The sequence below is a fragment of the Pseudomonas sp. MF6767 genome (assembly GCF_016405475.1).
Lineage (GTDB): Bacteria > Pseudomonadota > Gammaproteobacteria > Pseudomonadales > Pseudomonadaceae > Aquipseudomonas > Aquipseudomonas paracarnis.
Map to the genome: position 1 here is coordinate 452,695 of NZ_JAEKCY010000002.1, position 23,846 is coordinate 476,540.

General features: G+C 62.6%; 23 protein-coding genes. 11 read left to right on the top strand and 12 right to left on the bottom strand.

Annotated features, from left to right (window positions below; genetic code table 11):
- Nucleotides 1-1,179 carry an acetyl-CoA acetyltransferase gene (locus tag JFT58_RS05165; RefSeq protein ID WP_054898545.1) on the bottom strand — a complete coding sequence of 393 codons (1,179 nt, stop codon included), beginning with the start codon at nucleotides 1,177-1,179 and terminating at the stop codon, nucleotides 1-3.
- Nucleotides 1,180-1,309: 130 nt separating this feature from the next.
- On the opposite strand from JFT58_RS05165, the gene JFT58_RS05170 reads away from it, so the two are divergent.
- The 4 genes from JFT58_RS05170 to JFT58_RS05185 all read left to right on the top strand — a co-directional run bounded on the left by JFT58_RS05170 (nucleotide 1,310) and on the right by JFT58_RS05185 (nucleotide 5,490).
- A complete protein-coding gene (locus JFT58_RS05170; RefSeq protein WP_003190613.1) occupies nucleotides 1,310-1,882 on the top strand; it encodes a LuxR C-terminal-related transcriptional regulator in 573 nt (190 codons plus the stop codon).
- A 411-nt stretch (nucleotides 1,883-2,293) separates the two neighbouring features.
- On the top strand, nucleotides 2,294-3,190 hold the full coding sequence (locus JFT58_RS05175) for a VOC family protein (protein ID WP_054898546.1): 897 nt from the start codon (nucleotides 2,294-2,296) through the stop codon (nucleotides 3,188-3,190).
- Entirely contained in the window at nucleotides 3,187-4,578 is a 1,392-nt protein-coding gene (locus tag JFT58_RS05180; protein WP_054898547.1) for an alginate export family protein, read from the top strand. Before JFT58_RS05175 ends, JFT58_RS05180 begins: the two co-directional genes overlap by 4 nt.
- 93 nt (nucleotides 4,579-4,671) lie before the next feature.
- Nucleotides 4,672-5,490, top strand: coding sequence for an alpha/beta fold hydrolase (locus JFT58_RS05185; RefSeq protein WP_054898548.1), 819 nt, complete (start codon nucleotides 4,672-4,674; stop codon nucleotides 5,488-5,490).
- A 150-nt stretch (nucleotides 5,491-5,640) separates the two neighbouring features.
- Here the strand turns inward: JFT58_RS05185 and JFT58_RS05190 are convergent, their stop codons facing one another.
- Nucleotides 5,641-6,027 (bottom strand): DoxX family protein, encoded by a 387-nt coding sequence (locus tag JFT58_RS05190; RefSeq protein ID WP_034127298.1) that lies wholly within the window; start codon nucleotides 6,025-6,027, stop codon nucleotides 5,641-5,643.
- 183 nt (nucleotides 6,028-6,210) lie between these two features.
- Between JFT58_RS05190 and JFT58_RS05195 the strand changes: the two genes are divergently transcribed.
- Nucleotides 6,211-7,209 (top strand): NAD(P)H-quinone oxidoreductase, encoded by a 999-nt coding sequence (locus tag JFT58_RS05195; RefSeq protein ID WP_054898549.1) that lies wholly within the window; start codon nucleotides 6,211-6,213, stop codon nucleotides 7,207-7,209.
- 124 nt (nucleotides 7,210-7,333) lie between these two features.
- On the opposite strand, the gene JFT58_RS05200 is transcribed toward JFT58_RS05195, so the two are convergent.
- The 3 genes from JFT58_RS05200 to JFT58_RS05210 form a co-directional block, all read right to left on the bottom strand.
- Nucleotides 7,334-8,461, bottom strand: coding sequence for an alkene reductase (locus JFT58_RS05200; RefSeq protein ID WP_054898550.1), 1,128 nt, complete (start codon nucleotides 8,459-8,461; stop codon nucleotides 7,334-7,336).
- 78 nt (nucleotides 8,462-8,539) lie between these two features.
- Nucleotides 8,540-9,217: a type 1 glutamine amidotransferase domain-containing protein gene (locus JFT58_RS05205; RefSeq protein WP_054898551.1), complete on the bottom strand. Its 678-nt coding sequence runs from the start codon at nucleotides 9,215-9,217 to the stop codon at nucleotides 8,540-8,542.
- The gene (locus JFT58_RS05210) at nucleotides 9,214-9,843 is read right to left on the bottom strand and encodes a TetR/AcrR family transcriptional regulator (protein WP_054898552.1); all 630 of its coding nucleotides are present in this window, start codon (nucleotides 9,841-9,843) and stop codon (nucleotides 9,214-9,216) included. Before JFT58_RS05210 ends, JFT58_RS05205 begins: the two co-directional genes overlap by 4 nt.
- Before the next feature lie 173 nt (nucleotides 9,844-10,016).
- On the opposite strand from JFT58_RS05210, the gene JFT58_RS05215 reads away from it, so the two are divergent.
- Nucleotides 10,017-10,955: a GlxA family transcriptional regulator gene (locus JFT58_RS05215; protein ID WP_034127293.1), complete on the top strand. Its 939-nt coding sequence runs from the start codon at nucleotides 10,017-10,019 to the stop codon at nucleotides 10,953-10,955.
- 558 nt (nucleotides 10,956-11,513) lie between these two features.
- On the opposite strand, the gene JFT58_RS05220 is transcribed toward JFT58_RS05215, so the two are convergent.
- Nucleotides 11,514-12,152, bottom strand: coding sequence for a GNAT family N-acetyltransferase (locus tag JFT58_RS05220; protein ID WP_054898553.1), 639 nt, complete (start codon nucleotides 12,150-12,152; stop codon nucleotides 11,514-11,516).
- A 48-nt stretch (nucleotides 12,153-12,200) separates the two neighbouring features.
- On the opposite strand from JFT58_RS05220, the gene JFT58_RS05225 reads away from it, so the two are divergent.
- Entirely contained in the window at nucleotides 12,201-13,073 is an 873-nt protein-coding gene (locus tag JFT58_RS05225; protein ID WP_054898554.1) for an undecaprenyl-diphosphate phosphatase, read from the top strand.
- A 106-nt stretch (nucleotides 13,074-13,179) separates the two neighbouring features.
- On the opposite strand, the gene JFT58_RS05230 is transcribed toward JFT58_RS05225, so the two are convergent.
- The 5 genes from JFT58_RS05230 to JFT58_RS05250 all read right to left on the bottom strand — a co-directional run bounded on the left by JFT58_RS05230 (nucleotide 13,180) and on the right by JFT58_RS05250 (nucleotide 17,710).
- Nucleotides 13,180-14,133 carry a Dyp-type peroxidase gene (locus JFT58_RS05230; RefSeq protein ID WP_054898555.1) on the bottom strand — a complete coding sequence of 318 codons (954 nt, stop codon included), beginning with the start codon at nucleotides 14,131-14,133 and terminating at the stop codon, nucleotides 13,180-13,182.
- A 46-nt stretch (nucleotides 14,134-14,179) separates the two neighbouring features.
- Entirely contained in the window at nucleotides 14,180-14,998 is an 819-nt protein-coding gene (locus tag JFT58_RS05235; protein ID WP_054898556.1) for a sugar phosphate isomerase/epimerase family protein, read from the bottom strand.
- A 2-nt stretch (nucleotides 14,999-15,000) separates the two neighbouring features.
- Nucleotides 15,001-16,200: an NAD(P)/FAD-dependent oxidoreductase gene (locus JFT58_RS05240; RefSeq protein WP_054898557.1), complete on the bottom strand. Its 1,200-nt coding sequence runs from the start codon at nucleotides 16,198-16,200 to the stop codon at nucleotides 15,001-15,003.
- Nucleotides 16,197-16,523, bottom strand: coding sequence for a MocE family 2Fe-2S type ferredoxin (locus JFT58_RS05245; protein ID WP_034127287.1), 327 nt, complete (start codon nucleotides 16,521-16,523; stop codon nucleotides 16,197-16,199). The genes JFT58_RS05240 and JFT58_RS05245 overlap by 4 nt, the downstream gene beginning before the upstream one ends.
- Before the next feature lie 104 nt (nucleotides 16,524-16,627).
- Nucleotides 16,628-17,710 (bottom strand): fatty acid desaturase family protein, encoded by a 1,083-nt coding sequence (locus JFT58_RS05250; protein WP_054898558.1) that lies wholly within the window; start codon nucleotides 17,708-17,710, stop codon nucleotides 16,628-16,630.
- Between the two features lie 161 nt (nucleotides 17,711-17,871).
- Between JFT58_RS05250 and JFT58_RS05255 the strand changes: the two genes are divergently transcribed.
- Nucleotides 17,872-18,921 (top strand): LacI family DNA-binding transcriptional regulator, encoded by a 1,050-nt coding sequence (locus JFT58_RS05255; RefSeq protein WP_054898559.1) that lies wholly within the window; start codon nucleotides 17,872-17,874, stop codon nucleotides 18,919-18,921.
- A gap of 18 nt (nucleotides 18,922-18,939) precedes the next feature.
- Here the strand turns inward: JFT58_RS05255 and JFT58_RS05260 are convergent, their stop codons facing one another.
- Nucleotides 18,940-20,901, bottom strand: a complete 1,962-nt coding sequence (locus JFT58_RS05260) for a sigma-54 interaction domain-containing protein (protein ID WP_054898560.1) — start codon at nucleotides 20,899-20,901, stop codon at nucleotides 18,940-18,942.
- Nucleotides 20,902-21,088: 187 nt separating this feature from the next.
- Here JFT58_RS05260 and JFT58_RS05265 point away from each other — a divergent pair, with 187 nt between their 5' ends.
- From JFT58_RS05265 to JFT58_RS05275, 3 genes are read left to right on the top strand one after another with little or no spacing between them, the layout of a single operon-like run.
- Nucleotides 21,089-22,105 (top strand): Gfo/Idh/MocA family oxidoreductase, encoded by a 1,017-nt coding sequence (locus JFT58_RS05265; RefSeq protein ID WP_054898561.1) that lies wholly within the window; start codon nucleotides 21,089-21,091, stop codon nucleotides 22,103-22,105.
- Nucleotides 22,105-22,884, top strand: a complete 780-nt coding sequence (locus JFT58_RS05270; protein ID WP_054898562.1) for a TIM barrel protein — start codon at nucleotides 22,105-22,107, stop codon at nucleotides 22,882-22,884. The genes JFT58_RS05265 and JFT58_RS05270 overlap by 1 nt, the downstream gene beginning before the upstream one ends.
- A 19-nt stretch (nucleotides 22,885-22,903) precedes the next feature.
- Entirely contained in the window at nucleotides 22,904-23,830 is a 927-nt protein-coding gene (locus JFT58_RS05275) for a sugar ABC transporter substrate-binding protein (protein ID WP_054898563.1), read from the top strand.
- Nucleotides 23,831-23,846: the final 16 nt, after the last annotated feature.

Sequence of the window (23,846 nt, forward strand, 5' to 3'; positions counted from 1 at the left end):
TCAGCTCCGGCGTGCCTGCAGGACCGAGGCGTAGTTGGCCACCGCCATGCCGCCCATGTTGAACACCAGGCCGAACTCCGGGTTGGGCACCGCCAGGCCAATCGGCTCGCCGGTCAATTGCCGGAACGCCAAGGCATGCATGGACACCCCCGTGGCGCCGACGGGGTGCCCCTTGGCCTTGAGCCCGCCGGAAAGGTTCACCGGCAAGCGCCCGCCGGCGCGCACCACCCCGCTGTCGAGCACGCGATGGCCTTCGCCCTTGGGCGCCAGGCCCATGGCTTCATAGATCAGCAACTCGGCAATGGTGAAGCAGTCGTGCACTTCGGCGAAGCTCAGGTCAGCCAGGGTCACATTCGCCCCGCGCAGCGCTGCATGGATCGCGCGTTGCGGGCCCTCAAAGGCGAGGATGTCACGCTGGGCGATGGGCAAGGTGTCGTTGACCTGGGTCATCGCCCGGATTTGCACCTCGCGACGGAACGCCCGCGCACGTTTGGGCGAGGCGAGGATGATCGCGGCTGCGCCATCGCTGATCAGTGAGCAATCGGTCAGGCGCAGGGAGTCAGCCACGAACGGGTTGCTTTGGGACACGTTGTTGCAGTGTTCGAAATTCATCTCCCGATGCATCTGCGCCAGCGGGTTGGCCATGGCATTGGAGTGGTTTTTGGTAGCGATGGCCGCCATCGAGCCCAGCGGGCAGTGGTAACGCTCGGCGTATTGGCGGGCGGCGCGGCCGAACAACTGGGGGAAACTCAGGCCGGCTTCGGCCGGGTCGTTCTGGTAGCCGGCCCCGGCCAAGGCTTGGGTGACCGCGGCAGTGCTGGTGTGGGTCATCTTCTCGGCGCCCACCACCAGCACCAGCTCAGCGCTGCCGGAGAGGATCGCATTGACCCCCGCCTGAATCGCCGCCGAGCCGGATGCACAGGCGTTTTCACAGCGAGTAGCCGGTTTGAAGCGCAGCCCGGGGTCGGCTTGCAATAGCAATGAGGCGGCAAACCCGTCGGGCACCAGCCCCGAGTTGAAATGGCCGAGGAACAACGCATCGATTTGCGACGCGTCAATCTCGGCGTCGCTCAGGGCTTCGCGGGTCACCTGGACGATCAGGTCTTCCAGCGTCGTGCCTTCCAGGCGACCAAAGCGGGAGTGACCAGCGGCAACAATGGAGACGCAATCAGCAGGCATAATCAATTTCTTCTGTTCTTGATTCGGACTTTACTTACAATGACCCACCCCTGATCGTGCGCCAATTCGTGTAACTACTTACACGGGTAAGTAGCGCCCCAGGGCATTGAACAACGAGGCAGGATGCCCCATGACCGCGCTAGCCCAGCAATTTCCCGACCTCGAACGCCTGGCGTTCAAGCTGTCCCCTGCCCCGCAGATCGTCACCAGCGACCGCGTGATTCTCGACTGCAACGACGCTTTCCTGAAGCTGTTCGGCTATACGCGCGACGCACTGGTCAACCAGCTGACCTTGCTGATCTACCCGTCCCAGGCCGACTACCACGCCATCGGCAAGCGCAGCCATGATTGGCTGCTCGACAGCGACAACGGCTTTTATTCCGATGAACGCTTCATGCAGCACCACAATGGCGAAGTGTTCTGGGCCAAGTCCCACGGCTACACCCTCACCCCCAAAGACCCGTTCAAGCTGATGATCTGGCACTTCGAACGCCTGGACCGCATGCACCAGGGCACCGGCGACCTCACGCCCCGGGAGCGGGAAATCGCCATGCACATCGTCAACGGGTTCAAATCCAAAGAAATTGCCCTGCGCCTGGCGATCTCCCACCGCACCGTTGAGGTGCACCGGGCGCGGTTGATGAAGAAACTGCAGGCCAAGACGGTGGTGGAGTTGGTGTCGAAGATCATTATGGTGGCCTGACCGATAACGGCTGTTTAACCGATGCCCCGCCATCCAAATGTGTGGGCAGCTCCAATGCCGCACAGTTAAGCGAACGCAATGCCCAACGCAACGAAGATCAAATGTGGGAGCTGGCTTGCCTGCGAAAGCGGTCGTGCAGTGATAGATGCAGTGACTGTCAGGCCGCCTTCGCAGGCAAGCCAGCTCCCACAGTTTGATCGTGGGGTGTCAGCTAGAGAAGCGTCGGCTGGCTGGCCGTCATCTCAGGCAAGCCAGCTTCCATATTTGGATTGAGGGGCGTCAGGTAGACAGGTGTCGGCTGTCTGGGCCGCGTAGCTGAAACGTTCAACCGAGCACGTCCATACAATTCCCCACCGCCCTGCCCCCCTAACCTCACGGCTTTCGAACCCTCAGAAGCGCTGGAGAACGGGCATGGGTAACACAGCAACCAAGGTATCGCTGGCATTGACGCTGCTGGCAAGTGCGATGATGAGCAACGCGTTTGCCGCCACCCCGAACGTGGCCGTGGCGCCGCAGTACGACACCAGCCATGTGTATGTGGCACCGGCCGATGTGGACCGTTTTGCCCAGAGTTTCCTCGCCACCTTCGGCGGCAAAAGCACGCCCCAGGTCGTGGTCAACGTGCTGCCGGTGCCGAGCAGCACCACCTCGCAATTGCTCCAGACCCCGGCGGGCACCGTGTCGTTGTTCGGCTTTACCACCCCCGTGCCTCACCCGTTCGGCCAGGAACGCAACGGCTATCTGGTCAAGGACATGGACGTGGCCCTCAAGGCCGCGCGGGAAAATGGCGCCGACGTAATCGTCAGCGATTTCCCCGACCCCATCGGCCGTGATGCCGTGGTGCAATGGCCGGGCGGTGTGAACATGCAGCTCTACTGGCACACCAAGACCCCGGATTACGCCGCCTTCGACACCGTGCCGGAAAACCGTGTGTATGTGTCCAACGACAGCGCCGAGCGGTTTATCAAGGCGTTCCTGGGTTTCTCCCACGGCAAGGTAGTGAGCGACGACAAGCACGCCCCTGGGGTTGATGTCGGCCAGGCCGGCGGCCACTACCGCCGCGTTGATATCGAATCGCCGTTCGGGCGCATGGCGGTGCTGGTCACCAACGGCCAACTGCCCTACCCGTTCGGCCATGACACCACCGGTTATCAGGTCAACGACCTCGCCGCCACCCTGGGCAAGGCCACTGGCTCTGGCGCCACAGTGCTGGTGCCGGCGTTCGACAGCAAAGGTCGGCGCAGTGCGTTGGTGGAGTTCCCGGGCGGTTATGTCGCAGAAATCCACCAACTCAGCGCGGCAAAATGATTCGTCACGCAGGCTGGAGCCTGGCTGTGCTGTGGCCGTTGCTTGCTGGCAGCGTGCAGGCCGACGACCAGCTGGTACGCCCGGCGATCAAGGCCAACCGCTGGCAGGAAGACTGGTCTGTGCTCAAGGACCCGGCATTGCGCACGCAACCGCTGGACAACCTCAAGTACATCCCACTGTCCGCCGCCAACCCGTTCACCTACTTATCGTTGGGCGCCACCTTGCGTGAACGCTTCGAGATGAACGACGCCAGCGGGTTCGGCGTGCGGGATGTACCGCGTGACCGCTACCTGATCCAGCGCTTTCAGGTGCACGCCGACTTGCACCTGAACGAACACTGGCGGCTGTTCACCCAGTTGGAAGATGTGCGGGCCTATGACAAGACCACCATTGGCGGTGCCGACCAGAACCGCGTCGACCTGCGCCTGGCCTTTGCCGAATACGTGAAGACCTTCAGCGCTGGCACCTTCAAGGCACGGGCTGGCCGCCAGGATTTCGCCTTCGACTTGCAGCGTTTCATCTCGTCACGGGACGGCCCGAATGTGCGGCAGTCCTTCGATGCGTTGTGGGCGGACTGGGAAACGCCGCAATGGCGCTTCATCGGGATCGCCAGCCAACCGGTGCAGTACCAGGATGGCCGGCATTTCGACGACAAGTCCAACAGCGACGCGCGCTTCCACATGCTACGGGTCGAGCGGCTGGTGGGCGGCACCAATGAGCTGTCGGCCTATTACGGCGTGTACGAGCGCAGCGCCGCCCATTACCTGGACGCCGACGGCGAAGAGACGCGCCAGTTGCTGGACGCCCGCCTGGGTGGCGCAGCCCAGGGGTTCGACTGGGACGTCGAAGCCATGCTGCAACGCGGCTCGGTGGGCAGCAAGACGATTCGCGCCTGGGCCGGTGGCAGCCGCACCGGCTACACCTTTGACACGCTGGCCTGGAAGCCGCGTATCGGCCTGCAACTGGATATCGCTTCCGGTGACCGCCAGGCCGGTGACGGCCGGGTCGGCACCTTCAACCCGCTGTTCCCCAATGGCTATTACTTTTCCCTCGCGGGCTATACGGGCTACAGCAACCTGATCCACGTCAAGCCGTCGATTACCGTCAAGCCCCTCGCCAAGCTCAGCGTGCAAACCGCCGTCGGCCTGCTGTGGCGGCAGACCACCGCAGACGCCGTCTACACCCAGCCCAACCTGGCCGTGGCTGGCACGGCGGGCCAAGGCGAGCGCTGGACCGGCGCCTACGGCCAACTGCGCACCGACTACGCCTTTACGCCCAACCTCAGCGGTGCGGTCGAGGCGGTGCACTACGCGGTCGGCCAGACCCTGCGTGATGCCGGTGGGCACGACAGCAATTACCTGGGCATGGAGCTCAAGTTCAGTTGGTGAGACAAGCACACCCATACAAGCCTGGGCTCAGGTTTACGGCAATAGTGAGACGGTTTTCACACCGCCCTTTTTCAGCCCTGCAAGGAGTTTCAGATGAGCACATTCGTTGCAAAAGACGGTACCCAGATTTACTTCAAAGACTGGGGCAGCGGTAAGCCCGTGCTGTTCAGCCACGGCTGGCCGCTGGATGCGGACATGTGGGAATACCAGATGGAATACCTGAGCAGCCGTGGCTTTCGCACCATTGCCTTTGACCGTCGTGGTTTTGGCCGCTCGGACCAGCCATGGACCGGTAACGACTACGACACCTTCGCTGACGATATCGCCCAGTTGATCGAACACCTTGACCTGCAGGACGTGACCCTGGTGGGCTTCTCCATGGGTGGCGGTGACGTGGCGCGCTACATCGCCCGCCACGGCAGTGCCCGTGTCGCCGGCCTGGTGTTGTTGGGCGCGGTCACGCCGATCTTCGGTCAGCAAGCCGACTACCCCCAAGGCGTGCCAGGCGAGGTGTTCGATGGCATCAAGGCCGGCCTGTTGAAGGATCGTGCGCAGTTCATCAGCGACTTCAACACGCCATTCTTCGGTCTCAATAAAGGCCAGCACGTTTCGGAGGGTGTGCTCAGCCAAACCCTGCAGATCGCCATGCTCGCGTCGCTCAAATCCACCGTGGATTGCGTCACCGCGTTCTCGCAAACCGACTTCCGCCCGGACATGGCCAAAATCGACGTGCCGACCCTGGTGATCCATGGCGACGGCGACCAGATCGTGCCGTTCGAAACCACCGGCAAGGTGGCTGCTGAAATGATCAAGGGCGCGCAACTGAAGGTGTACAAGGATGCGCCTCACGGGTTTGCCGTGACCCACGCTCAACAGCTCAATGAAGACCTGTTGGGATTCCTGAACCGTTGACATCTTGATGCCCCTGTAGGAGCGAGCTTGCTCGCGAAGAACGTCAACGATAACGCGTGCTTGCTGAATGAACGCGGCGCCTATGCGTTTTTCGCGAGCAAGCTCGCTCCTACAGAAGGCAGAAGGCCGGGCGAGCCCGGCCTTTTTTGTTCAGGCAAAGCGCTGGCTCAGCACCAGCCGCCCCGGCCCTGCGATCAGCACGCTGGTAAAGATGATCAACAGCAGCCAGCCGAACTGCCCTTCGAACAGCGTCCACTCCGGGTGCACCACCAGCAACGCGATGACCAGCACCGCCAGGATCGGCAGGCACGCCAGGCGCACCAGCACGCCCGCGACGATCAGCAGCGGGCACAGCACCTCGGCAAAGATCGCCAGCAGCAACGTGACATGGGCGCCCAAGTGAAACGGGTCCTCGATCAGCTTCAATTGCTCGCTGTAGTGGAGCAACTTGGGCAACCCATGCACCCACAGCAGGAACAACGCCCCGCTGACCCGCAGGAACAACAACCCGATATCCTGATTTCTCGCTTCGTTCATACGCCACCTGTGTCCGTCAAAAATGAGCGGCAGCCAGTGTGTCCGAAGCCACGCCGACGCACTTGCAGGCTTGTGCTGAAAGCCTGCGTTTGCATTGCCCGAAGAACCCGGCATGATCTTGCTGAACTGCCGACCCCGCGCTACGGTCCCAACCCATACGCTCATCGCTACAGGAACTTTTCCATGACGCTTCCACAAGAAATGACCCTGATCGAAATCACCACCCCTGGCGGGCCCGAGGTCTTGCAGCCGCGCAGCGCCGACGTGCCAGTGGCCGGGCCGGGCGAGATTCTGATTCGCGTGCACGCCGCCGGGGTCAACCGCCCAGACGCCTTGCAGCGCGCGGGTAAATACCCGATGAAGCCCGGCATGAGCCCGATTCCGGGGTTGGAAGTGGCCGGTGAAGTGGTGGCGCTGGGCACTGGCGTGAACGAATACAGCGTGGGCGACAAGGTTTGCGCCCTGACCAATGGCGGCGGCTATGCGCAGTATTGCGCGGTGCCGGCCAGCCAGGCGCTGCCGATCCCCGCAGGCATGGACTGGATTCAGGCCGCTGCCGTGCCGGAAACGTTCTTTACGGTCTGGGCCAACCTGTTCGGGCTCGGCGGTGCCCGCAAAGGCCAGCGCGCCTTGATCCACGGCGGCACCAGCGGCATCGGCACCACCGCGTTGATGCTCTGCCAGGAATTCGGCATCCAGGCATTCGCCACGGCGGGCAGCGCCGACAAATGCGCGGCGATTGCCAAGCTCGGTGCCGAGCCGATCAACTACCGCGAACAGGCATTTGCCGAGGTCATCGCCAAACAGACCGATGGCAAAGGCGTCAACGTGATCCTCGACATCATGGGCGCCTCGTACCTCAACAATAACCTCAAGGCCCTGGGCATGGACGGCCACCTGGTGATCCTCGGCTTCCTCGGTGGCGCCAAGGCCAACGACGTCGACCTGCTGACCATCCTCGGCAAACGCGCGGTGATCACCGGCTCGCTGCTGCGGGCCCGCACGCGGGAAGAAAAGGCCGAGATTGCCCAGCAACTGCGCGAACACGTGTGGCCGGTACTCAGTGCCGGGCGCTGCCTGCCGATTATCGACCAGGTCTACGCCTACACCGACGCCGCCCAGGCCCATGCGCGGATGGAAGGTGGGGACCATATCGGCAAGATTGTGTTGCGAGTGGAGTGAGGCATTTTTGATGTGCAGAGGGGTTACAGATCCCTGTGGGAGCGGGCTTGCTCGCGAAAGCGGTGGGTCAGTCAACATAAGTGTTTGCTGAGCCGACGCCTTCGCGAGCAAGCCCGGTCCCACACTAGTGTTGGGCATACACCGGATAATCCACATACCCCGCCTGTGTCCCGCCATACAAGCCTTCGGCCTTCAACGCATTCAACGGCCAGCCATTGAACAGCCGCTGGGGCAAGTCCGGGTTGGCAATGAAGGGCCGTCCAAAGGCGATCAAGTCCGCCAACCCGGCCTCTACCAGCCGTGCGCCGCGCTCGGCGGTGTAGCGCCCGGCGTAGATGATCCTGCCGCTGAAGGTGGCGCGCACGGCCTGGCGAAATGTGTCGGGCAGGTCGGGGGCGTTGTCCCAGTCGGCCTCGGCAATGGACACATAGGCGAGGCCCGACGCTTCCAGCACTTTGATCGCTTCGATATAGGTAAGGTGCGGGTCTTCTTCCACCAGGCCGATGTAGACCCGGTCCTGATCGGTGCCACTGAACAGCGGCGAAAAGCGCACGCCCAGGCGTTCCGGCCCCACCACTTTGCACACCGCTTCGACAATCTCGCGCAGCAAGCGCAGGCGATTGTCCAGCGAGCCGCCGTACTCATCCTCACGGAGGTTGGAATGGGCCGAGATGAACTGGTTGACCAGGTAGCCGTTGGCCGCGTGAATTTCCACGCCGTCGAACCCGGCGTCCAGGGCATTGCGCGCAGCCTGGGCGTAGTGCCCGACCAGCTCTTCGATTTCCAGCGTGGTCAAGGCACGCGGGACGGGTGGCTGCACCAGTTCCCCCCTACCCGGCCCGGTTTCAATGAAGGCTTTGGCTTGCAACGCCGGCAGCGCAGACGGGCCCACCGGGGCTCCACCGTCAGGTTGCAGCGCGTTATGGGACACCCGCCCCACGTGCCATAGCTGGGCGAAGATTACACCACCCTCGGCATGCACCGCTGCAGTGACTTTGCGCCAACCCTCGATTTGCGCCGGTGTATGAATGCCGGGCGTCCAGGCGTAGCCCTGGCCCCGAGGTTCGATCTGCGTACCCTCGCTGACCATGAACCCGGCACTGGCCCGCTGACGGTAATACTCGGCCATCAGGCCGGTGGCGATATTACCCGGCTGGGCGCTGCGCTGGCGGGTCAGCGGTGGCAGTACCACACGGTTGTTCAAGCGGTGATGCCCCAGCTTGATCGGGGTGTTCAAGATGCAGTCAGGCACGGCGATATTCCAAATTCAGGACGAACGAAAACCGTGGCGACTCCTGGGAGTCGCCACCGCGTAGATCGGTTGATTAATTTAAGCGCAGAGTGTCAGCAGGGCCTTGGCCACTTCGCTGGAGCTGCCTGGGTTTTGCCCAGTCACCAGCAAACCGTCGACAATGACGAAGGATTGCCAGTCGGCGCCTTTCTCATACAGGCCGCCCAATTTACGGAATTCATCTTCAATCAGGAACGGCACGACCTCGGTCAACTGCACAGCGGCCTCTTCCGAATTGGAGAACCCGGTGACGCGGCGGCCCTTGATCAACGGCTCACCGTTAACTGCCTTGACGTGACGCAAGGCACCCGGTGCATGGCACACAAAGCCAACGGGCTTGCCGGCCCGCTCGAAAGCTTCGATCAGCGCGATGGACACCGGCGACTCCGCCAGGTCCCACAGCGGACCGTGGCCGCCTGGGTAGAACACGGTGTCGAAGTCGGCGGCATTGACCGAGTCCAGCTTCACGGTGGTCGCCAGGGCTTGCTGCGCAGCCGGGTCTTTGCCGAAGCGCTCGGTCTGCTCGGTTTGCGCATCCGGTTCATCGCTCTTGGGGTCCAACGGCGGCTGGCCGCCGGCCGGAGAAGCCAGCACCACTTCGGCGCCAGCGTCCTTGAACGCGTAATAAGGTGCGGCGAATTCTTCGAGCCAGAAGCCGGTCTTGCGCCCGGTATCGCCAAGCTGGTCGTGAGAGGTCAGTACCATTAATACTTTCATTTTCCAGTGCCTCGATCGATGTGAATAACAGGGTTTTCAGGGCTGCCCAACAACTGTTGGGTCAGCAGCAGCGCCTCGGTGAACGGCGCGGTGGTACGGGTGATCTTGCCCATGACGCTGGTTCCCAACCATAGCGCATACAAACGCCTGGCCAGGCTTTCGGGGGCCTGCTCGAACCTGAGCGAGCCGTCTTCGACGCCGCGTTGAAGGGCCACGGCAAGCAAGTCGATGGTGCGCGAAGTACCGCGTTGCAGCGCCAGCCGCATGGGTTCTGACAGATCGGAGACCTCCGCCCCAAGCTTCACGGCCAGGCATTTGCCGGCGTCGGTGCAGCCGGTGTGGTTGTCGATCCAGCCTTGCCAATAACGCATCAGCTTGGCGTGGTGGGTCAATCCCGGCTGATCGAACAGCTGCTGCATGCCCTCGACGTAGTGGTCGAAATAGGTATCGAGTAACACCACGCCAAAGGCATCTTTGGAGTTGAAGTAGTGATAAAACGAGCCCTTGGGCACTTGCGCCGCTTGAAGGATCTCGTTCAAGCCCACCGCCGAAAACCCCTTGGCCCCGACAATGGATTGCGCCCGTTCAAGAATCGCTTGCCGCGCACTGCTGCTTGCGTTGCTCATGCTTGCCCCTCTGCGATTAGACCAGTCGTCTAGTGCGTTGGGCTCATGTTAGGCAGCGCGGCATTGGCTCACAATGTCATATCCGCAAGGATTCCGGACACGCACGAAAGTCGGTTGCCGTTTGCCCGGCACACGCCGACAATCGCCTCTCCCCTGCCCCTTGGAGAGATGCAATGCACAGCGTTGCGCTGATGGTTTACCCGAATTTCCAGTCGTTGAGCCTCAGCCTGGGCTCGGTGTTCGAGTGTGCCAACCTGCTGCGCGGCGAGCCGGCCTATGAGTTTCACCTGGTGTCGGAAAGCGGCGGCGCCGTGATGACCTCCCAGGGCTTTTCGGTGAACACCAGCGCGCTGCGCCCAGAGGGCTATGACACCTTGATTGTCAGCGGCTACCTGGAGTTTCGCCTGCCGGAAGCCAACCTGCTGGAACTGGTCAAGGCCGCGTCCGCGCAGTCGCGCCGGGTGGCGTCGTTATGCATGGGTATATTTGTGCTGGCCGAGGCTGGCCTGCTGGCTGGCAAGCGCACCACCACCCACTGGATCCACGCACCCGCGTTTCGCAAGCGTTACCCGGATATTCGCCTGGAAGAAGATAAGTTGTTCATTGTCGACGGCCAGGTGTGGACCGGTGCGGGCATGAGTGCCGGGGTCGACCTGGCGCTGGCGATGGTGGAGGACGACCTGGGCAGCGACCTGGCCCGTCGCATCGCACGCAAACTGGTGATTGCCCAGCGCCGTGGCAGCGAGCAGTCGCAACTGTCGGCCTTGTTGGAGCTGGACCCCAAGTCCGACCGCGTGCAGCTGGCCCTGGCCTATGCCCGTGAAAACCTCACCCATGATTTGTCGGTGGACGCACTGGCCGACGTCGCCCGGCTCAGCCCACGCCAGTTCAGCCGGGTGTTTCGCGAAGAAACCGGGCAGACCCCGGCCAAGGCCATTGAGGCCCTGCGGGTGGAAGCTGCGCGGGCAATGATGGAAACCAGCCGCCACCCGGTGGAAGTAGTGGCACGCGAAACCGGGTTTGGTGATCGCGAACGCATGCGCCAGGCGTTCCTCAGGGCCTTCGGGCAGCCGCCCCAGGCGATGCAGCAGGTGCTGTTCAACCCGGGCTAGGCCCGTGACGGCCTGACAGCCGACTCCTATCTACCTGAAGTGCCATGATCCAAATGTGGGAGCTGGCTTGCCTGCGATGGCGGCCTACCAGCCGACACTTACCTACCTGACACCCCGCGATAAAACTGTGGGAGCGGGCTTGCTCGCGAAGGCGGCCTGGCAGCCGACCAGAATCTTGGATCAGACCGTGTACATATCCGTTATTTGGGTAACGGCTGCTTATGGTTCCGCTTTTACAGCGGGTCACTTTTGGAAAAGAGCCCCAAAAGTAACCAAAAGGGCTCTGGCCCCACCACTCGGCACCTCGCCTAGGCTCGGTGTGCCCGAACACAGGCTTGAATCCGTGGGCCGCCGCCACGCGCCATCCATGGCGCGGGGCGGCTAACCCGGCGTCCTGCCGGGTTACCCACGAATTCAAGCCTGCGTTCGGCCAGCGTGGTTTGACGGGGCGCCTAAGATCAAGATCAAAAGCAGATCAAGAGCAAGATCAAGAGCGGCTCGCTTCGCATCGTGGTTACCGCAGGATATCGATGCTCATCGAGAGAAAGCCCCAGCCCGTCAATGCAACGAAGCTCGGGTAATCAGGTAGCTCACCAACTGCGGATCATCCTCCAGTTCAATCATCTGCACCGGACGCGGCAAGTTATCCAGCACGGTGCGCCAGAACGCCTGGGACACCTCGTCCTGATCATAGAAACGCACCAACCAATTGGCCGCGCCGCTGCACAGCACCTGGCTGGCAATGGCACGGCCGATGCCTTTGCGGCGGTAGCGCTTGAGGATGAACAGGTCAGCCAGTTCCAGGGCGTCGATGCCCGGCAGTTCGCTGCTTTCGATCAACAGGAAACCGGCGATATAGCCGTCTACCAGCAACAGGTTGGCGCTCCATTGCGGGTCGCTCCAGTAGCGGGCCAGGTGTTCGTCATGGATGTAGTAACGCCCATCGGCCTCGACATCTTCCTGTTCCCAGTCCGAAGACTCATAGGCGTAGTACTGGTAAAGATTGCGGATCAGTTCAGCTTCTTCAGGGCCGGTCTGGATCAATTCGACGGTGGTTTCAGGCATGGGGCTCTCGGTGGAAAAACGCAGGGCGCCATTGTTCACAAAAGTGCTACCCACGCCAATGGCCTGGCGAATCCTTTCTATTAGCTGAACCGATTGCAAATAGCGGTTGCCCTGGCCGAAATCCTGAAACATTTAGAATAAACTTCGCCGGTTTCCCCCTATTGCTCAAGGACACGTATTTTGACCAACGTCTGTACCGCCGGCCTGGATGTGGGCTTTGCCTCCCTGGATTACCTGCAGATCTTCATCCTTGGGGTGATCCAGGGCATTACTGAATTGCTGCCGGTGTCGTCCACCGCCCATATGCGCGTTGTGCCCGCCCTGCTCGGCTGGCAAGACCCCGGCTCGGCGTTTTCCGCGGCCATGCAATTGGCGGCGCTGGCGGCGGTAGTCAGCTATTTCTGGCGCGATGTGCGTCAGGTCACCACCGGCAGCATCAGTGCGGTGCGCCGGGGCGACTACAACGACCGCTGGTTCAAGCTCGCCGTTGCGATTGTGCTGGCAACCGTACCGATTGGCATCGCCGGCCTGGCGTTGTCGTCGACCTTGAATGCGTGCAACTCACCCTTGCGCGGGCTGATGGTGATCGGCATTTCCTGCGTGGTGATGGCGGTGCTGCTGGCAGTGGCCGAACTGCGTGCCCGGCATACACGCGACGTGAGCCAAATGCGCCTGCGCGATGCCTTGATTGTGGGAGTTGCGCAGATTGGCGCGTTGATACCGGGCGTATCGCGTTCGGGCTCCACGTTGACCGCAGCGCTGTTCCTGAACTTCAAACGCGAAGAGGCAGCGCGGTTTTCCTTCCTGTTGGGCTTGCCGGCCATCGCCCTGGCCGGCTTGAAAGAGTTGTGGGTGCTGCTGCGCGCCGACCTGCCCGTCCACGCCTGGCCGCACTTGATCTTCGGCCTGGTTGTGGCCAGCGTCTCGGCGTTTTTTGCCATCTGGGGCCTGATGAAATTTCTGGAGCGTTTCTCCACCTGGCCGTTCGTGATCTACCGTGCGCTGCTGGGGGTGTTTTTGATCGTGGCCGTCAGCACCGGCCTGCTTACCTGACCCTTGTAGGAGCGAGCTTGCTCGCGAAAAACGTCAACGATAACGCGGGCACTCTGTATGTTCGCGGTGGCCTTGGTTTTTTCGCGAGCAAGCTCGCTCCTACAGGTTATTGGCGGTCGGCCAGCGCTTCGAGCAAGTCGGCCGAGGGCACGAAGAACAGGCCGCCGGTCACGGCCGTGCTGAAGTCGAGCAAGCGGTCGTAATTGCCGGCCGGGCGGCCGACGAACATGTTTTCCAGCATCTGTTCCAGAGGCTGAGGCGAACGTGCGTAGCCGATGAAATAAGTGCCGAATTCGCCCGCGCCTGGGCGGCCGAAGGGCATGTTGTCGCGCAGGATCTTCACTTCCTCACCGCTCTCGTCGGTGATGACGGTCAGGGCGCTGTGGGAGTTGCTCGGCTTGGCGTCTTCGTCCAGTTCGATGTCCGATAATTTGGTGCGCCCGATCACCTTCTCTTGAGCCTCCACCGTCAACCCATTCCACGCGGTCATGTTGTGCAGGTATTTCTGCACCAGCACATAGCTGCCGCCTTCGAACTCAGGGTCTTCATCGCCCACCAGGGTAAACGCCTCGGCCTTGCGCCCCACCGGGTTCTCGGTGCCGTCGACGAAACCGATGATGCTGCGCATATCGAAGTAGCGAAAGCCCTGGACCTCATCGACCACCTTCACGCTATCACCCAGGGCCGCCATCAGCTGGGTCGCCAGCTCGAAACACAGGTCCATCTGCTCGGCACGGATGTGCAGCAGGATGTCGCCGGGGGTCGACACTGCCTTGCGCCCTTGCACACCGAACTCGCGAAACGGATGCAAGGCCGCCGGGCGCGGCGCGCCGAACAGGCGGTCCCAGGCATCCGAGCCAAACCCGCAAACGCAAGTCAGGTTGCCCGAGGGCACGCGCTTGCCTACCGAGCGCACCAGGCCTGCGATGTCGGCGCACCAGGCCCGCACGTTTTCAACCGCATCGGGCGCCAGGGTGGCGACCATGAAGATCGCGCTGCTGGTGATCGGGTGGCACACCGATTGTGGTTCGAGCGGGGGACGGACGGGGCAGGTTTTCATGGGCATTCCACAGGCTGAGGGCGGTGAACCCGCGCAGATTAGCAGATCATCGATGGCAACTGGCCCACACCAGGCGAATCAGGGCTTTGAGCTTGAGCGCCTCGGCCCAGCGATCGGTGAGTTCGCGGCCCTGTGCGTCGGTAATCGCATAGGGTGGCGGGCCCAACTCGCAAGTGAAGGACAAGCTCTGCGGACTGTCAGCGCGGCCCAGCCAGTGTTCGATCCCGTAGCGCCACCAGCCGGTAAACCGCTCGACCCACTGTTGGTGCTGGGGAAAATCCAGACAAACCTGCACCTGTTCGCTGCTAGCAATGCGGCCATGAAAGCCCCAGCTGTGACGCAGGATGGTGCGTATCTGTTCGTCGTCTTCCACACTGCCGGGCTCGGGCAACTCGCGGCCAACCACGTAGTGGGAAAGGTCTGCGAGCAGTTTCAGATCGGGCATCTGTGCCAGCAGGTCGAGGGTGAACAATAGGTCGTTGGTGAGCCGGTAACGGTGGGTTTCCAGCAGGATCGGGAAGTCCACCTGTTCGGCCAGGCGTTGCCAGCCGTCGATCAGCCTGGCCGCCTCGGCCTGGGTACGCGGGCGCACGTCGGCTTGCAAGGTGAGGTGGTGACAGCCGTGACGGCTGATCACCTCCAATGCCCTGGCTAGATCTTCCACCGATTGCGGGAACAGTTGCCCTTCAATCTGCAAGCCCCTGGCCGTGGCCGCCGCGTGCAGGCGCTGCACCGATGCAGGTGCCCAGTAATGGTCGGTGATGCCGTCATAACCGGCGGCGGCGATGCGGTCCAGTTGCGCTTCGAGGCTGCCGGGCTCGGTTTGCATGGCCCACATCGATTGGAATACTAACAACTGGTGCATGGTCAGCCTCGCAATAACAGCTTCAGGGATACCTCAGGGTCGGCCAGGCTGGCCGGGTTGAGCGGGATTCGGGCAGTAATCAAGTGCTCGCACAGCTTGATGTCCTTGGCTGCGCGGTTACCCAAGGCCCAACTGCAGGCGCCCTGCAAACGGTGATGGTCGTCCAGGTAGAACAGCAGCTGGCCGCCGTCTGGCAATTCCCGGCGAACCATCAGCGCCGTCATCACCCCGACGGTGTGCAAGCCCCACGCGTATTGATCGGACCAGAAACCCGGGATCGTCTCGAACGCCAACTCCTGCCCTAGCAGGTTCAACGCCGCGAGACGGCCCTGGGCTTCGGCGTTGCGCCAGGTTTCCTGGCGCTGATAAAGGCCCGCCAGGCGAAACGCGCACACATCCCCCGCCGCGTAGATATCCGCCGCACTGGTGCGCAACTGCGCGTCGACACGAATGCCCTGCCCGACTTCCAAGCCCGCCGCCGCGGCCAACTCGATGTTAGGCTGCATGCCAATGCCGACCACCACCAGGTCGCAGGGCAGCCGTTGCCCGTCGACCAGTTGCACGGCGTCGACGTGGATGCACTCCAGCGCGACGTTCAAACGCACATCCACACCCTGCTCACGGTGCAAGGCCAGCAACGCGTCACTGATCACCGGCGGCAAAACCCGCCCTGCCAACCGTGGCCCGGCTTCCAACAACGTAACCTCGCAGCCCAGGCCCCGCGCTGTCGCCGCCACCTCCAAGCCGATAAAACCACCGCCGACCACCACCAGCCTGGCGCCAGGCTTTAATTCATTGCGCAAGACCAACGCGTCATCATGGGTGCGCAGGTAAAACACGTTGGCCTGCTCTTGGGGCAAGCGTCGCGCCCGGCCTCCGGTGGCCAGCAGCAGGCCGGCATAGGTCAACCATTGGCCGTTGGCCAGTTGCAACCGGTGGTGCTGGGGCTCCAGGCGGCTGACCGGGTTGGCGGCGATATGCTCGACCCCGAGCGCCGCCAACTGCTGGCTGTCGCACAGGCTGCATTGCGCCAGGTCGCTCGAACCTTGCAGCAAGCCCTTGGACAACGGTGGCCGTTCGTAGGGCAGATGCGCTTCATCGCCGATCAGGATCAGGCGCCCGCTGTAGCCTTCTTCACGCAGGGTCAGTGCCGCACGGCCACCGGCATGGCCGGCGCCGACGATGATCAGGGGGGCGTTCATCCTTCGGCCGTGACGGCGAGCAGCACCCGCCCCGCATCCACCCGCACGGGGTAGGTCTTGAGGTTGACGCACACCGGCGCGCCCAAGGCCTTGCCGGAGCGGTAATCAAAGCGCCCGTTGTGCTTGGGGCACTCGATCACATGGTCCATCACCAGGCCGTCGGCCAGGTGGATTTTCTCGTGGGTGCACAGGCCGGCGGTGGCGAAGAATTCGTTATCGGCTGAACGGAACACCGCGTAGGTCTGCGCGCCGTGGTCGAAGCGCAGCACGTCTTCTGCTTCTATTTCGCCCACGGCGCAGACGTCGATCCATTGATCGTTCATACATTTATCTCCAATGACTGGCTCTTACTCTGTGGCGAGCGAGCTTGCTCGCGCTGGGCTGCGAAGCGGCCCTGGATTCGTCTGTACGGTGTAGGTCTGAAGGGTTATTGGGGCTGCTGCGCAGCCCAGCGGGAGCAAGCTCCCTCGCCACGGGTGGGGCGTTGGACGAAATAGCCGGGGTCGCTGCGCTGGCGCCAGATCGTCGGAATGATTTCCTGGTAGGCCTGCCACAAGTTGGCGTACGGCGGCGGGCAGTCGCTGCGGATCTCTTCGTGCAGTTGACTGAGCGCGTGGTAAGGCACCATCGGGTACATGTGATGTTCGAGGTGGTAGTTCATGTTCATGTAGATAAAGCGCAGCACGCGGTTCATGTAGATGGTGCGGCAGTTACTGCGGTGGTCGAGCACATCTTCGGCCAGGCCCACGTGTTGGCTGATTCCAAACAGGTAACCGAGCCAGGCGCCATAGAGGCTGGGCAGGCCCACCAGCATCAGCGGCAACCAGCTGTGCAGGTACAGCGCGGTGCCGATGATCAGGGCGTAGAGGCCGACCCAGATACGTGCATCTCGGTACACCTTGGGCCACTCTGATTCGGGGATGAAGTCCTGCTCCTGGGCGCTCATTCGCCCGAGCGCATGGCGGGCCACGCCGCTGAAAGTCTTCCAGGCCAGAGGCAGGTTGAACAGGCTGAGGGCCATCATCCATAAGCTTGGCGGGCGCGGTTCGACGATCTCCGGGTCACGGCCGACGACGATGGTGTCGGTGTGATGACGAGCATGGCTCCAGCGCCACACGTGGGGTTCGAAGAGGCACATGAAGCTCGCCACCTGATACAGCGCATCGTTCATCCAGCGGGTCTTGAAGGCGGTGCCGTGGCCGGTTTCGTGCCAGCGCGGGTTGGAGGCCGTACCGTAGAGCACACCGTAGGCGATAAAGAATGGCACGCAGGCCCAAGTGCCCCAGAACCAGTAGCCGCCGACACCGGTGGCCAACAACGTCGAGAACCACAGGGCGGTGTCGCGCAAGGCCGGGCCGTCACGGCGTTGCATCAGGGCTTTCATGCGATTGCGCGGGATGGGCGACTGGTACCAACGGGCCGAGACCAGGCCCTTGTCGGCGGCGCGGGCCGCTTCGGGGCCGGTGAGGCTGTAGTCGCGCCGAGCGCGGTGAGCGGTGTGTCCAGGCATTGTTATTGTTCTCCGCAAGCGTGGGTTTCAGGGGCTTTGCGAAACCAACGATAGAGCGCGGTTAAATCACCCTCAAGGCCTTGAATCCATTCCCTATCAAGCTATCATCCAGGCCCAGCGGGGCTTGATAGTTTTCTATCAAGACGCTCAAGGGGCCTGCCATGCACAACAACAAACGCCCAACCATCGCCACCGTTGCCGCCCATGCGGGGCTCAGCGTAGCCACCGTCGACCGCGTGCTGAACGCCCGCGCGCCGGTCAACCCCGGCACGGCCGAACAGGTGTTCCAGGCCGCCGAAGCGGTGGGCTATTTCGCCGCACGGTTGATCGGCCAGCGCATTCGCGAACGTCGGCCCACCTACCGTTTCGGCGTGCTGTTGCTGGGCACAGCCCAAGCCTTTTATGCGCAGTTGGCCCACGCCATCAGCGAGGCAGCGCAGCATCACGCCACCGCCAACCTGAGCTGCCAGTTCGACTACATCAACGACCGCACGCCCTCCGCCATCGTCGCGCAAATCGAACAACTGGCCGTGCAGTGCGACGCCCTCGCGGTAGTCAGCTTCGCCCATCCGTTGATCAACGCCTGCCTGGCGCAGATCCGCACAGCGGGCGTGCCGGTGGTTGCCCTGCTCTCGGACATCCATGAACACGCTGCCGAACCCTATGTAGGCCAGGACAACCACGTGGTCGGGCGCACCATGGGCTGGCTGCTGGCGCGCACCTGCGGCGCACGCAAAGGCAGCGTGGGCATCCTGTTGGGCGGCCATCGTTTCCTCGGCCATCAGGCACGGGTCGAAGGCTTGCACAGCTACCTGGCCGAACACGCGCCGGGGCTCAAGCCGTTGGAGCCGCTGATCAACCTGGACAACTGCGACATCACCGAAGAAGCCACGCTCGACCTGCTCAGTCGCCATACCGATTTGCGTGGGTTATGCGTGGTGGGCGGTGGTGGCGACGGTGTGATCAATGCCCTGGCGCAACTGCCCAAGCGCCCGACGCTGTGCTGCATCCTGCAAGAGTCCACGCCCTTGTCGCGTCAGGCATTGAGCAACGGCTTGATTGATGTGGTGATGGACTCGCAGCCACGGCAGACGGCCGTGGCGCTGGTGGAGTTGCTGGTGCGCTTGCAGAGTGATGAGGGGTTTGACCCATTGAGGCACCGCGTGCATATACCGCCGCAGATAGTGACCCCGGAAAACCTGTGCAGCTGATCGGTTTGGCTTGAGGTTTCAGCGCTCACGGAAATCGGCGGCGCTCAAGCCAAACCGACTCATCTTTTTGTACAGACCGCCCCGCGACACATCCAGTTGCTGTGCGGCCAGACGAATGTTGCCGCGGGTGCTGGTGAGCGCGGCAACGATGGCGTGCATTTCATGGCTGCTCAAATCCTGCGCGGGCTGGGGCTGGTAGGCGCGCAACGTGGTGCGTTGCGGGGTTTCCAGCGGCAAGTCGGTCGATTGAATCAGCTCGCCCATCGCCAGGTTGGTCGCCCGCTCAATGACGTTCTCCAGTTCCCGCACGTTGCCCGGCCAGCCATGGGCTGACAGCAACGCCAACGCATCCGGCGCGAAACCTTGCACCGCTTTACGTAGCGAGCGGGCACAACGCTGCAGGAAATGCCGCGCCAGCAATGGGATATCGTCACGGCGCATGCGCAGTGGCGGCACGCTCAGGTTCAGCACGTTGAGTCGGTAGTAAAGGTCTTCACGAAACGCACCCTCGGCCACCGCCTGGCTCAGGTTGCGATGGGTGGCGGCGATGATGCGCACGTCGACTTGCCGCGATTGCTTGGCCCCGACGCGGGTGATTTCACCCTCCTGCAAAACCCGTAGCAGACTGACCTGGGCATCGAAGGACATGTCGCCGATTTCATCCAGGAAGATGGTGCCGCCATCCGCCAGTTCGAACTTGCCTGCCGCCCCACCCCGCGCCGAGCCGGTGAACGCGCCTTCGACGTGGCCGAACAGTTCGCTCTGCACCAGGTCCCGTGGGATCGCGCCGCAGTTGACCGCCACAAACGGGCCGTTGCAACGCTCGCTGCCGTTATGAATGGCCTGGGCAAACAGTTCCTTGCCGGTGCCGCTTTCGCCGAGGATCAAGGTGGTGGACTCGCTGCGACTGGCGATACGCCCCAAGTGCAGTGCGTCTTGTATCGCCCGCGAGGTGCCCAGGATGGTCTCGAAGGTATAGCGGGCCTGGGTGCCGATAATGCGCCGGGTAATCTCGCGGATACGGCGGTTTTCGCGCACCGACACAATCACCCCACCCTGCTCCAGTGGGCATACCGAAACCAGGCAGGCGAGTTGGCTGCCGTCGTGCAAGTGGAAGGTGCAATCGCGGTCGCGCACAGGCTCACCCAGCGCGTCGCTCAGTTCACTGCGGCCCAGGCGCTGGAAAGGACTGCCGATCAACTCACGCCCTACCCCGAACAATTGCCGCGCATAACGGTTGAGCGCCTTGATGCAGCCACGCTCATCGAGCACCACCAAGCCTTCGTTGAGCACTTCGAGTACGGCCTGTTGCTCTTCCAGCAACACCTGCAGCGCCATCTGCCGCGACACCGCCTCGGCCGCCGCTTGAACGGTGCCCAGGGTATGGAAATGAAACCAGCCGGGCTCGGCGGTCAGGGTGAGCATGGCCAGGGTCTGGCCTTGGGCATCTTTGATCGGCGCGGCGGCGCAGTGCATGTGGCGCTGGCGCAGGCCGCTGGCGAAATTTTCTTCAGCCAGCACATACACCAGGCGATCTTCGGCCAGGGCCAGGCCGGTGCAGTTGGTGCCTTGCACCGATTCGAGCAAGCGACTGCCCACCGGGGTGATGTCCAGCCCGCAAAAATACAGAGTCGTGCCCTCGGCATCCGTGAGGTTGATATGCCCACGCGGGTTGTAAGCCAGCAATCCATGCATGACCTGCGCGGCGGCGGCGATCAGGGCGCGATGGTGGGCCAGGGTCGCCGCCAGCGCATGAGGCGCAACAAAGCGGTAGTCGCTGTTACCGGGCTCGATACCCGCCTCGACACTGCGTCGCCAGGAATCCCAGATGACTTGGCGTACGCCGTCGGGACGCACGACTTGGCCAGCCAGGCATTGGCGCCACGCCTGTTCCAACGCGGCAATGGGCCCGTCGTTCAGCGCGGCAGGCCCCAGGTTCGTGAGGTATTCGAGGTCTTGCACACTGAACGCCTGGGTCATTGCGGTTATCCATGTTCATATTTTCGACATGTCAGTATAGACATGTCACAAACATGAACACTTTTTGTTTAATTAAAATAATAACCCCATATAAATCAGCCAGTTATAAATTGGCACAGGCCTTGCTCCTGCCCCAATGTCACCCAGGACGGTCCTGGGGGCCCACAACAACAAGAGGGGTCGTTTCATGAGTACACAGAACATCCGCCTGGGCTTGATCGGTGCCGGCCGCATGGGCAGCTTCCATGGCCTTACCGCCGCACGCCACATCCCCGGTGCCTGCCTCGCCGCCATCGCCGATCCCGTCCCAGGCCAGGCCGCTCGCCTGGCAGCAGAACTGGGGGTGGACAAGGCCTACACCGACCCGCAACAGCTGCTGGACGACCCGGACATCGACGGCGTGCTCATCGCCGCCCCTGCCCGTAGCCACGCGGAGCTGGTGATCAACGCCGCACGCGCCGGCAAGGGTATCTTCTGCGAAAAGCCCATGGCGATTACCCTGGACGAAGCCGACCGCGCCATCGCCGCCGCTGCCGATGCACGGGTGCCCTTGCAGGTCGGCTTCAATCGGCGCTTCGCCAAGAGCTTTCGCACTGCGCACCTCGACGTCGTCGCCGGACGTATTGGCACGCCGCAGCTGCTACGCTCGCTGACCCGCGACCCGGCGCTGAACAACCCGGCCAACTCACCGCAATGGGTGATCTTCCTCGAAACCCTGATCCACGACTTCGACACCTTGCGCTACCTCAACCCTGGGGCCGAAGTGGTACAGGTGCAGGTGATGGCCGACGCGCTGATTGCCCCGCAATTCAAAAGCCAAGGTTTGCTCGACACCGCCGTGGTCACCCTGCGCTTTGACAACGGCGCCATTGCCACCGCCGAAGCCAGCTTCCAGGCCGTGTATGGCTACGACGTGCGCGGCGAAGTGTTCGGCAGCAAGGGCATGCTGAGCATGGGCAGCCTTAACGACTGCGACCTGGTGCGCTACCTGGCCGAGGGCATCCAGGCAGACACCCAGCGGATGGACACCGACCTGCTGCGCGACGCCTACATTGCCGAGCTCAACCACTTTGTCGACTGCCTGCGCAGCGGCGCCAAGCCCCTGGCCAGCGGTGAAGATGCGCGTGCAGCCCTGGCAATTGCCCGTGCCTGCATTGAGTCGTACCAAACCGGCAAGGCCGTGGCCGTTCAAGGAGCCCGCTAATGATGCCGTTCAAATTGGCCGTCAGTGCCGAAATGGTGTTTCTCGAACTGCCCTTCATCGAACGGGTCAAACGTATTCATGCCTTGGGCTTCAGCGCCGAAATCTGGAGTTGGGCCGACAAGGACATCAATGCCTTGGCGGCGACCGGCGCGGACTTCACCTCGATGACCGGCTACCTCACCGGCACCCTCACCGACCCCGACGGCATCCGCCAATTGCTCGACAGCGCCCGTGAGTCCCTGGGCATTGCCGAGCGCCTCAATTGTCCCAGCCTCAATCTGCATGGCACGGGCCTGGGTGAAGGCGGCCTGCCCGTGCAGCCCGTCAGCCACACCACCGGGCGCATGTGGCTGAGCGCTTGCAAGAGCCTGGAAAAAATCGCGCGCCTGGGAGAAGACGCCGGCCGCGTATTCCTGCTGGAAAACCTCAACACCGCCGTCGATCACCCAGGTACACCGTTCGCACGTGCCGACGACACCCTGGCCCTGATCGAAGCCGTCGGCAGCCCGCATTTGAAGATGAACCTGGACCTGTACCACGCGCAGATTGGCGAAGGTAACCTGATCGAATTGATCCAGCGCGCTGGCAGCGCCATCGGCGAAATCCAGGTCGCTGATGTGCCTGGACGCAAGGAGCCCGGCACGGGCGAAATCCACTACCCGGCCATTGCCCGGGCCTTGCACGCCATGGGTTACACCGGTGTGGTCGGCCTGGAGGGCTGGGCCAGCGGCGACAGCGAGTCGGCCCTGGAGCGTTTCCGTCAGGCATTCACCCTATAACAATAAAAGGAACAGCCTCATGCACCGTTATTCATTACTAGTGGCCGCGCTGTTGTTGGTGTTCAGCCAGTGGACCTTCGCTGCCTATCGCATCGGCGTGAGCATTGCCCGGGTGGACGATAACTTCATGACCTATGTGCGCACCGGCCTGGAGGCGGCAGCGAAACACCAGGACGTGCAGATCCAATTCGAAGACGCCCAGGGCGATGTAGTGCGCCAGCTCAATCAGGTCGAAGGCTTTCTCAACCAGAAAGTCGATGCGGTGATCGTGCTGCCGGTCGACACCGCCGCCACCGCCAACATCACCCGCGCAGCCGTGACGGCGAAGACGCCGCTGGTGTACGTCAACCGCCACCCGGATGAGCGTGCGCTGCCTGAGGGCGTGGTCACCGTGGCCTCCAACGACATCGAAGCGGGGCAATTGCAGATGCGTTACCTCGCCCAAAAACTGGGTGGCAAAGGCAACGTGGCGATCGTCATGGGCGACCTTGCGCAGAACGCCACCCATGCCCGCACCGAGGGGGTCAAACAGGTGCTCAAGGACTTTCCTGGGATCAAGATCGTCGAGCAACAAAGCGCCGAATGGCAGCGCAGCAAGGGGATGGACCTGACCAGCAACTGGTTGCTGGCCGGCACCCCGTTCAATGCCATTGTCGCCAACAACGATGAAATGGCGATTGGCGCGGCCATGGCCTTGCAGCAAGCGGGCAAGGCCAAGGGCGAGATTGCGATTGTCGGCATCGACGGCTTGCCCGATGGCCTGGCAGCGATCAAGCGCGGGCTGCTGGCGGGCTCAGTGTTCCAGGACCCCAAGGCCCAGGCTGCCCAGGCCGTACAAGCGGCGGTGCGGATGATCAAGGGCGAGCAAGTTGACGCGCAGGTGTGGGTGCCTTTCGAGCTGATCACGCCTGAGCAGGTGGGGGTGTTTGAGCAGCGCTACAAATAACTCGAACAATCAGCTG

What these genes read in the sequence shown, in the direction of transcription:
- JFT58_RS05195 (WP_054898549.1), top strand. Translation starts at nt 6,211, where the DNA reads ATGACGCTTCCACAAGAAATGACCCTGATCGAAATCACCACCCCTGGC.
- JFT58_RS05235 (WP_054898556.1), bottom strand. Translation starts at nt 14,998, where the DNA reads ATGCACCAGTTGTTAGTATTCCAATCGATGTGGGCCATGCAAACCGAG.
- JFT58_RS05245 (WP_034127287.1), bottom strand. Translation starts at nt 16,523, where the DNA reads ATGAACGATCAATGGATCGACGTCTGCGCCGTGGGCGAAATAGAAGCA.
- JFT58_RS05265 (WP_054898561.1), top strand. Translation starts at nt 21,089, where the DNA reads ATGAGTACACAGAACATCCGCCTGGGCTTGATCGGTGCCGGCCGCATG.
- JFT58_RS05190 (WP_034127298.1), bottom strand. Translation starts at nt 6,027, where the DNA reads ATGAACGAAGCGAGAAATCAGGATATCGGGTTGTTGTTCCTGCGGGTC.
- JFT58_RS05260 (WP_054898560.1), bottom strand. Translation starts at nt 20,901, where the DNA reads ATGACCCAGGCGTTCAGTGTGCAAGACCTCGAATACCTCACGAACCTG.
- JFT58_RS05215 (WP_034127293.1), top strand. Translation starts at nt 10,017, where the DNA reads ATGCACAGCGTTGCGCTGATGGTTTACCCGAATTTCCAGTCGTTGAGC.
- JFT58_RS05165 (WP_054898545.1), bottom strand. Translation starts at nt 1,179, where the DNA reads ATGCCTGCTGATTGCGTCTCCATTGTTGCCGCTGGTCACTCCCGCTTT.
- JFT58_RS05220 (WP_054898553.1), bottom strand. Translation starts at nt 12,152, where the DNA reads ATGTTTCAGGATTTCGGCCAGGGCAACCGCTATTTGCAATCGGTTCAG.
- JFT58_RS05185 (WP_054898548.1), top strand. Translation starts at nt 4,672, where the DNA reads ATGAGCACATTCGTTGCAAAAGACGGTACCCAGATTTACTTCAAAGAC.
- JFT58_RS05275 (WP_054898563.1), top strand. Translation starts at nt 22,904, where the DNA reads ATGCACCGTTATTCATTACTAGTGGCCGCGCTGTTGTTGGTGTTCAGC.
- JFT58_RS05180 (WP_054898547.1), top strand. Translation starts at nt 3,187, where the DNA reads ATGATTCGTCACGCAGGCTGGAGCCTGGCTGTGCTGTGGCCGTTGCTT.
- JFT58_RS05205 (WP_054898551.1), bottom strand. Translation starts at nt 9,217, where the DNA reads ATGAAAGTATTAATGGTACTGACCTCTCACGACCAGCTTGGCGATACC.
- JFT58_RS05170 (WP_003190613.1), top strand. Translation starts at nt 1,310, where the DNA reads ATGACCGCGCTAGCCCAGCAATTTCCCGACCTCGAACGCCTGGCGTTC.
- JFT58_RS05175 (WP_054898546.1), top strand. Translation starts at nt 2,294, where the DNA reads ATGGGTAACACAGCAACCAAGGTATCGCTGGCATTGACGCTGCTGGCA.
- JFT58_RS05255 (WP_054898559.1), top strand. Translation starts at nt 17,872, where the DNA reads ATGCACAACAACAAACGCCCAACCATCGCCACCGTTGCCGCCCATGCG.
- JFT58_RS05240 (WP_054898557.1), bottom strand. Translation starts at nt 16,200, where the DNA reads ATGAACGCCCCCCTGATCATCGTCGGCGCCGGCCATGCCGGTGGCCGT.
- JFT58_RS05230 (WP_054898555.1), bottom strand. Translation starts at nt 14,133, where the DNA reads ATGAAAACCTGCCCCGTCCGTCCCCCGCTCGAACCACAATCGGTGTGC.
- JFT58_RS05210 (WP_054898552.1), bottom strand. Translation starts at nt 9,843, where the DNA reads ATGAGCAACGCAAGCAGCAGTGCGCGGCAAGCGATTCTTGAACGGGCG.
- JFT58_RS05270 (WP_054898562.1), top strand. Translation starts at nt 22,105, where the DNA reads ATGATGCCGTTCAAATTGGCCGTCAGTGCCGAAATGGTGTTTCTCGAA.
- JFT58_RS05250 (WP_054898558.1), bottom strand. Translation starts at nt 17,710, where the DNA reads ATGCCTGGACACACCGCTCACCGCGCTCGGCGCGACTACAGCCTCACC.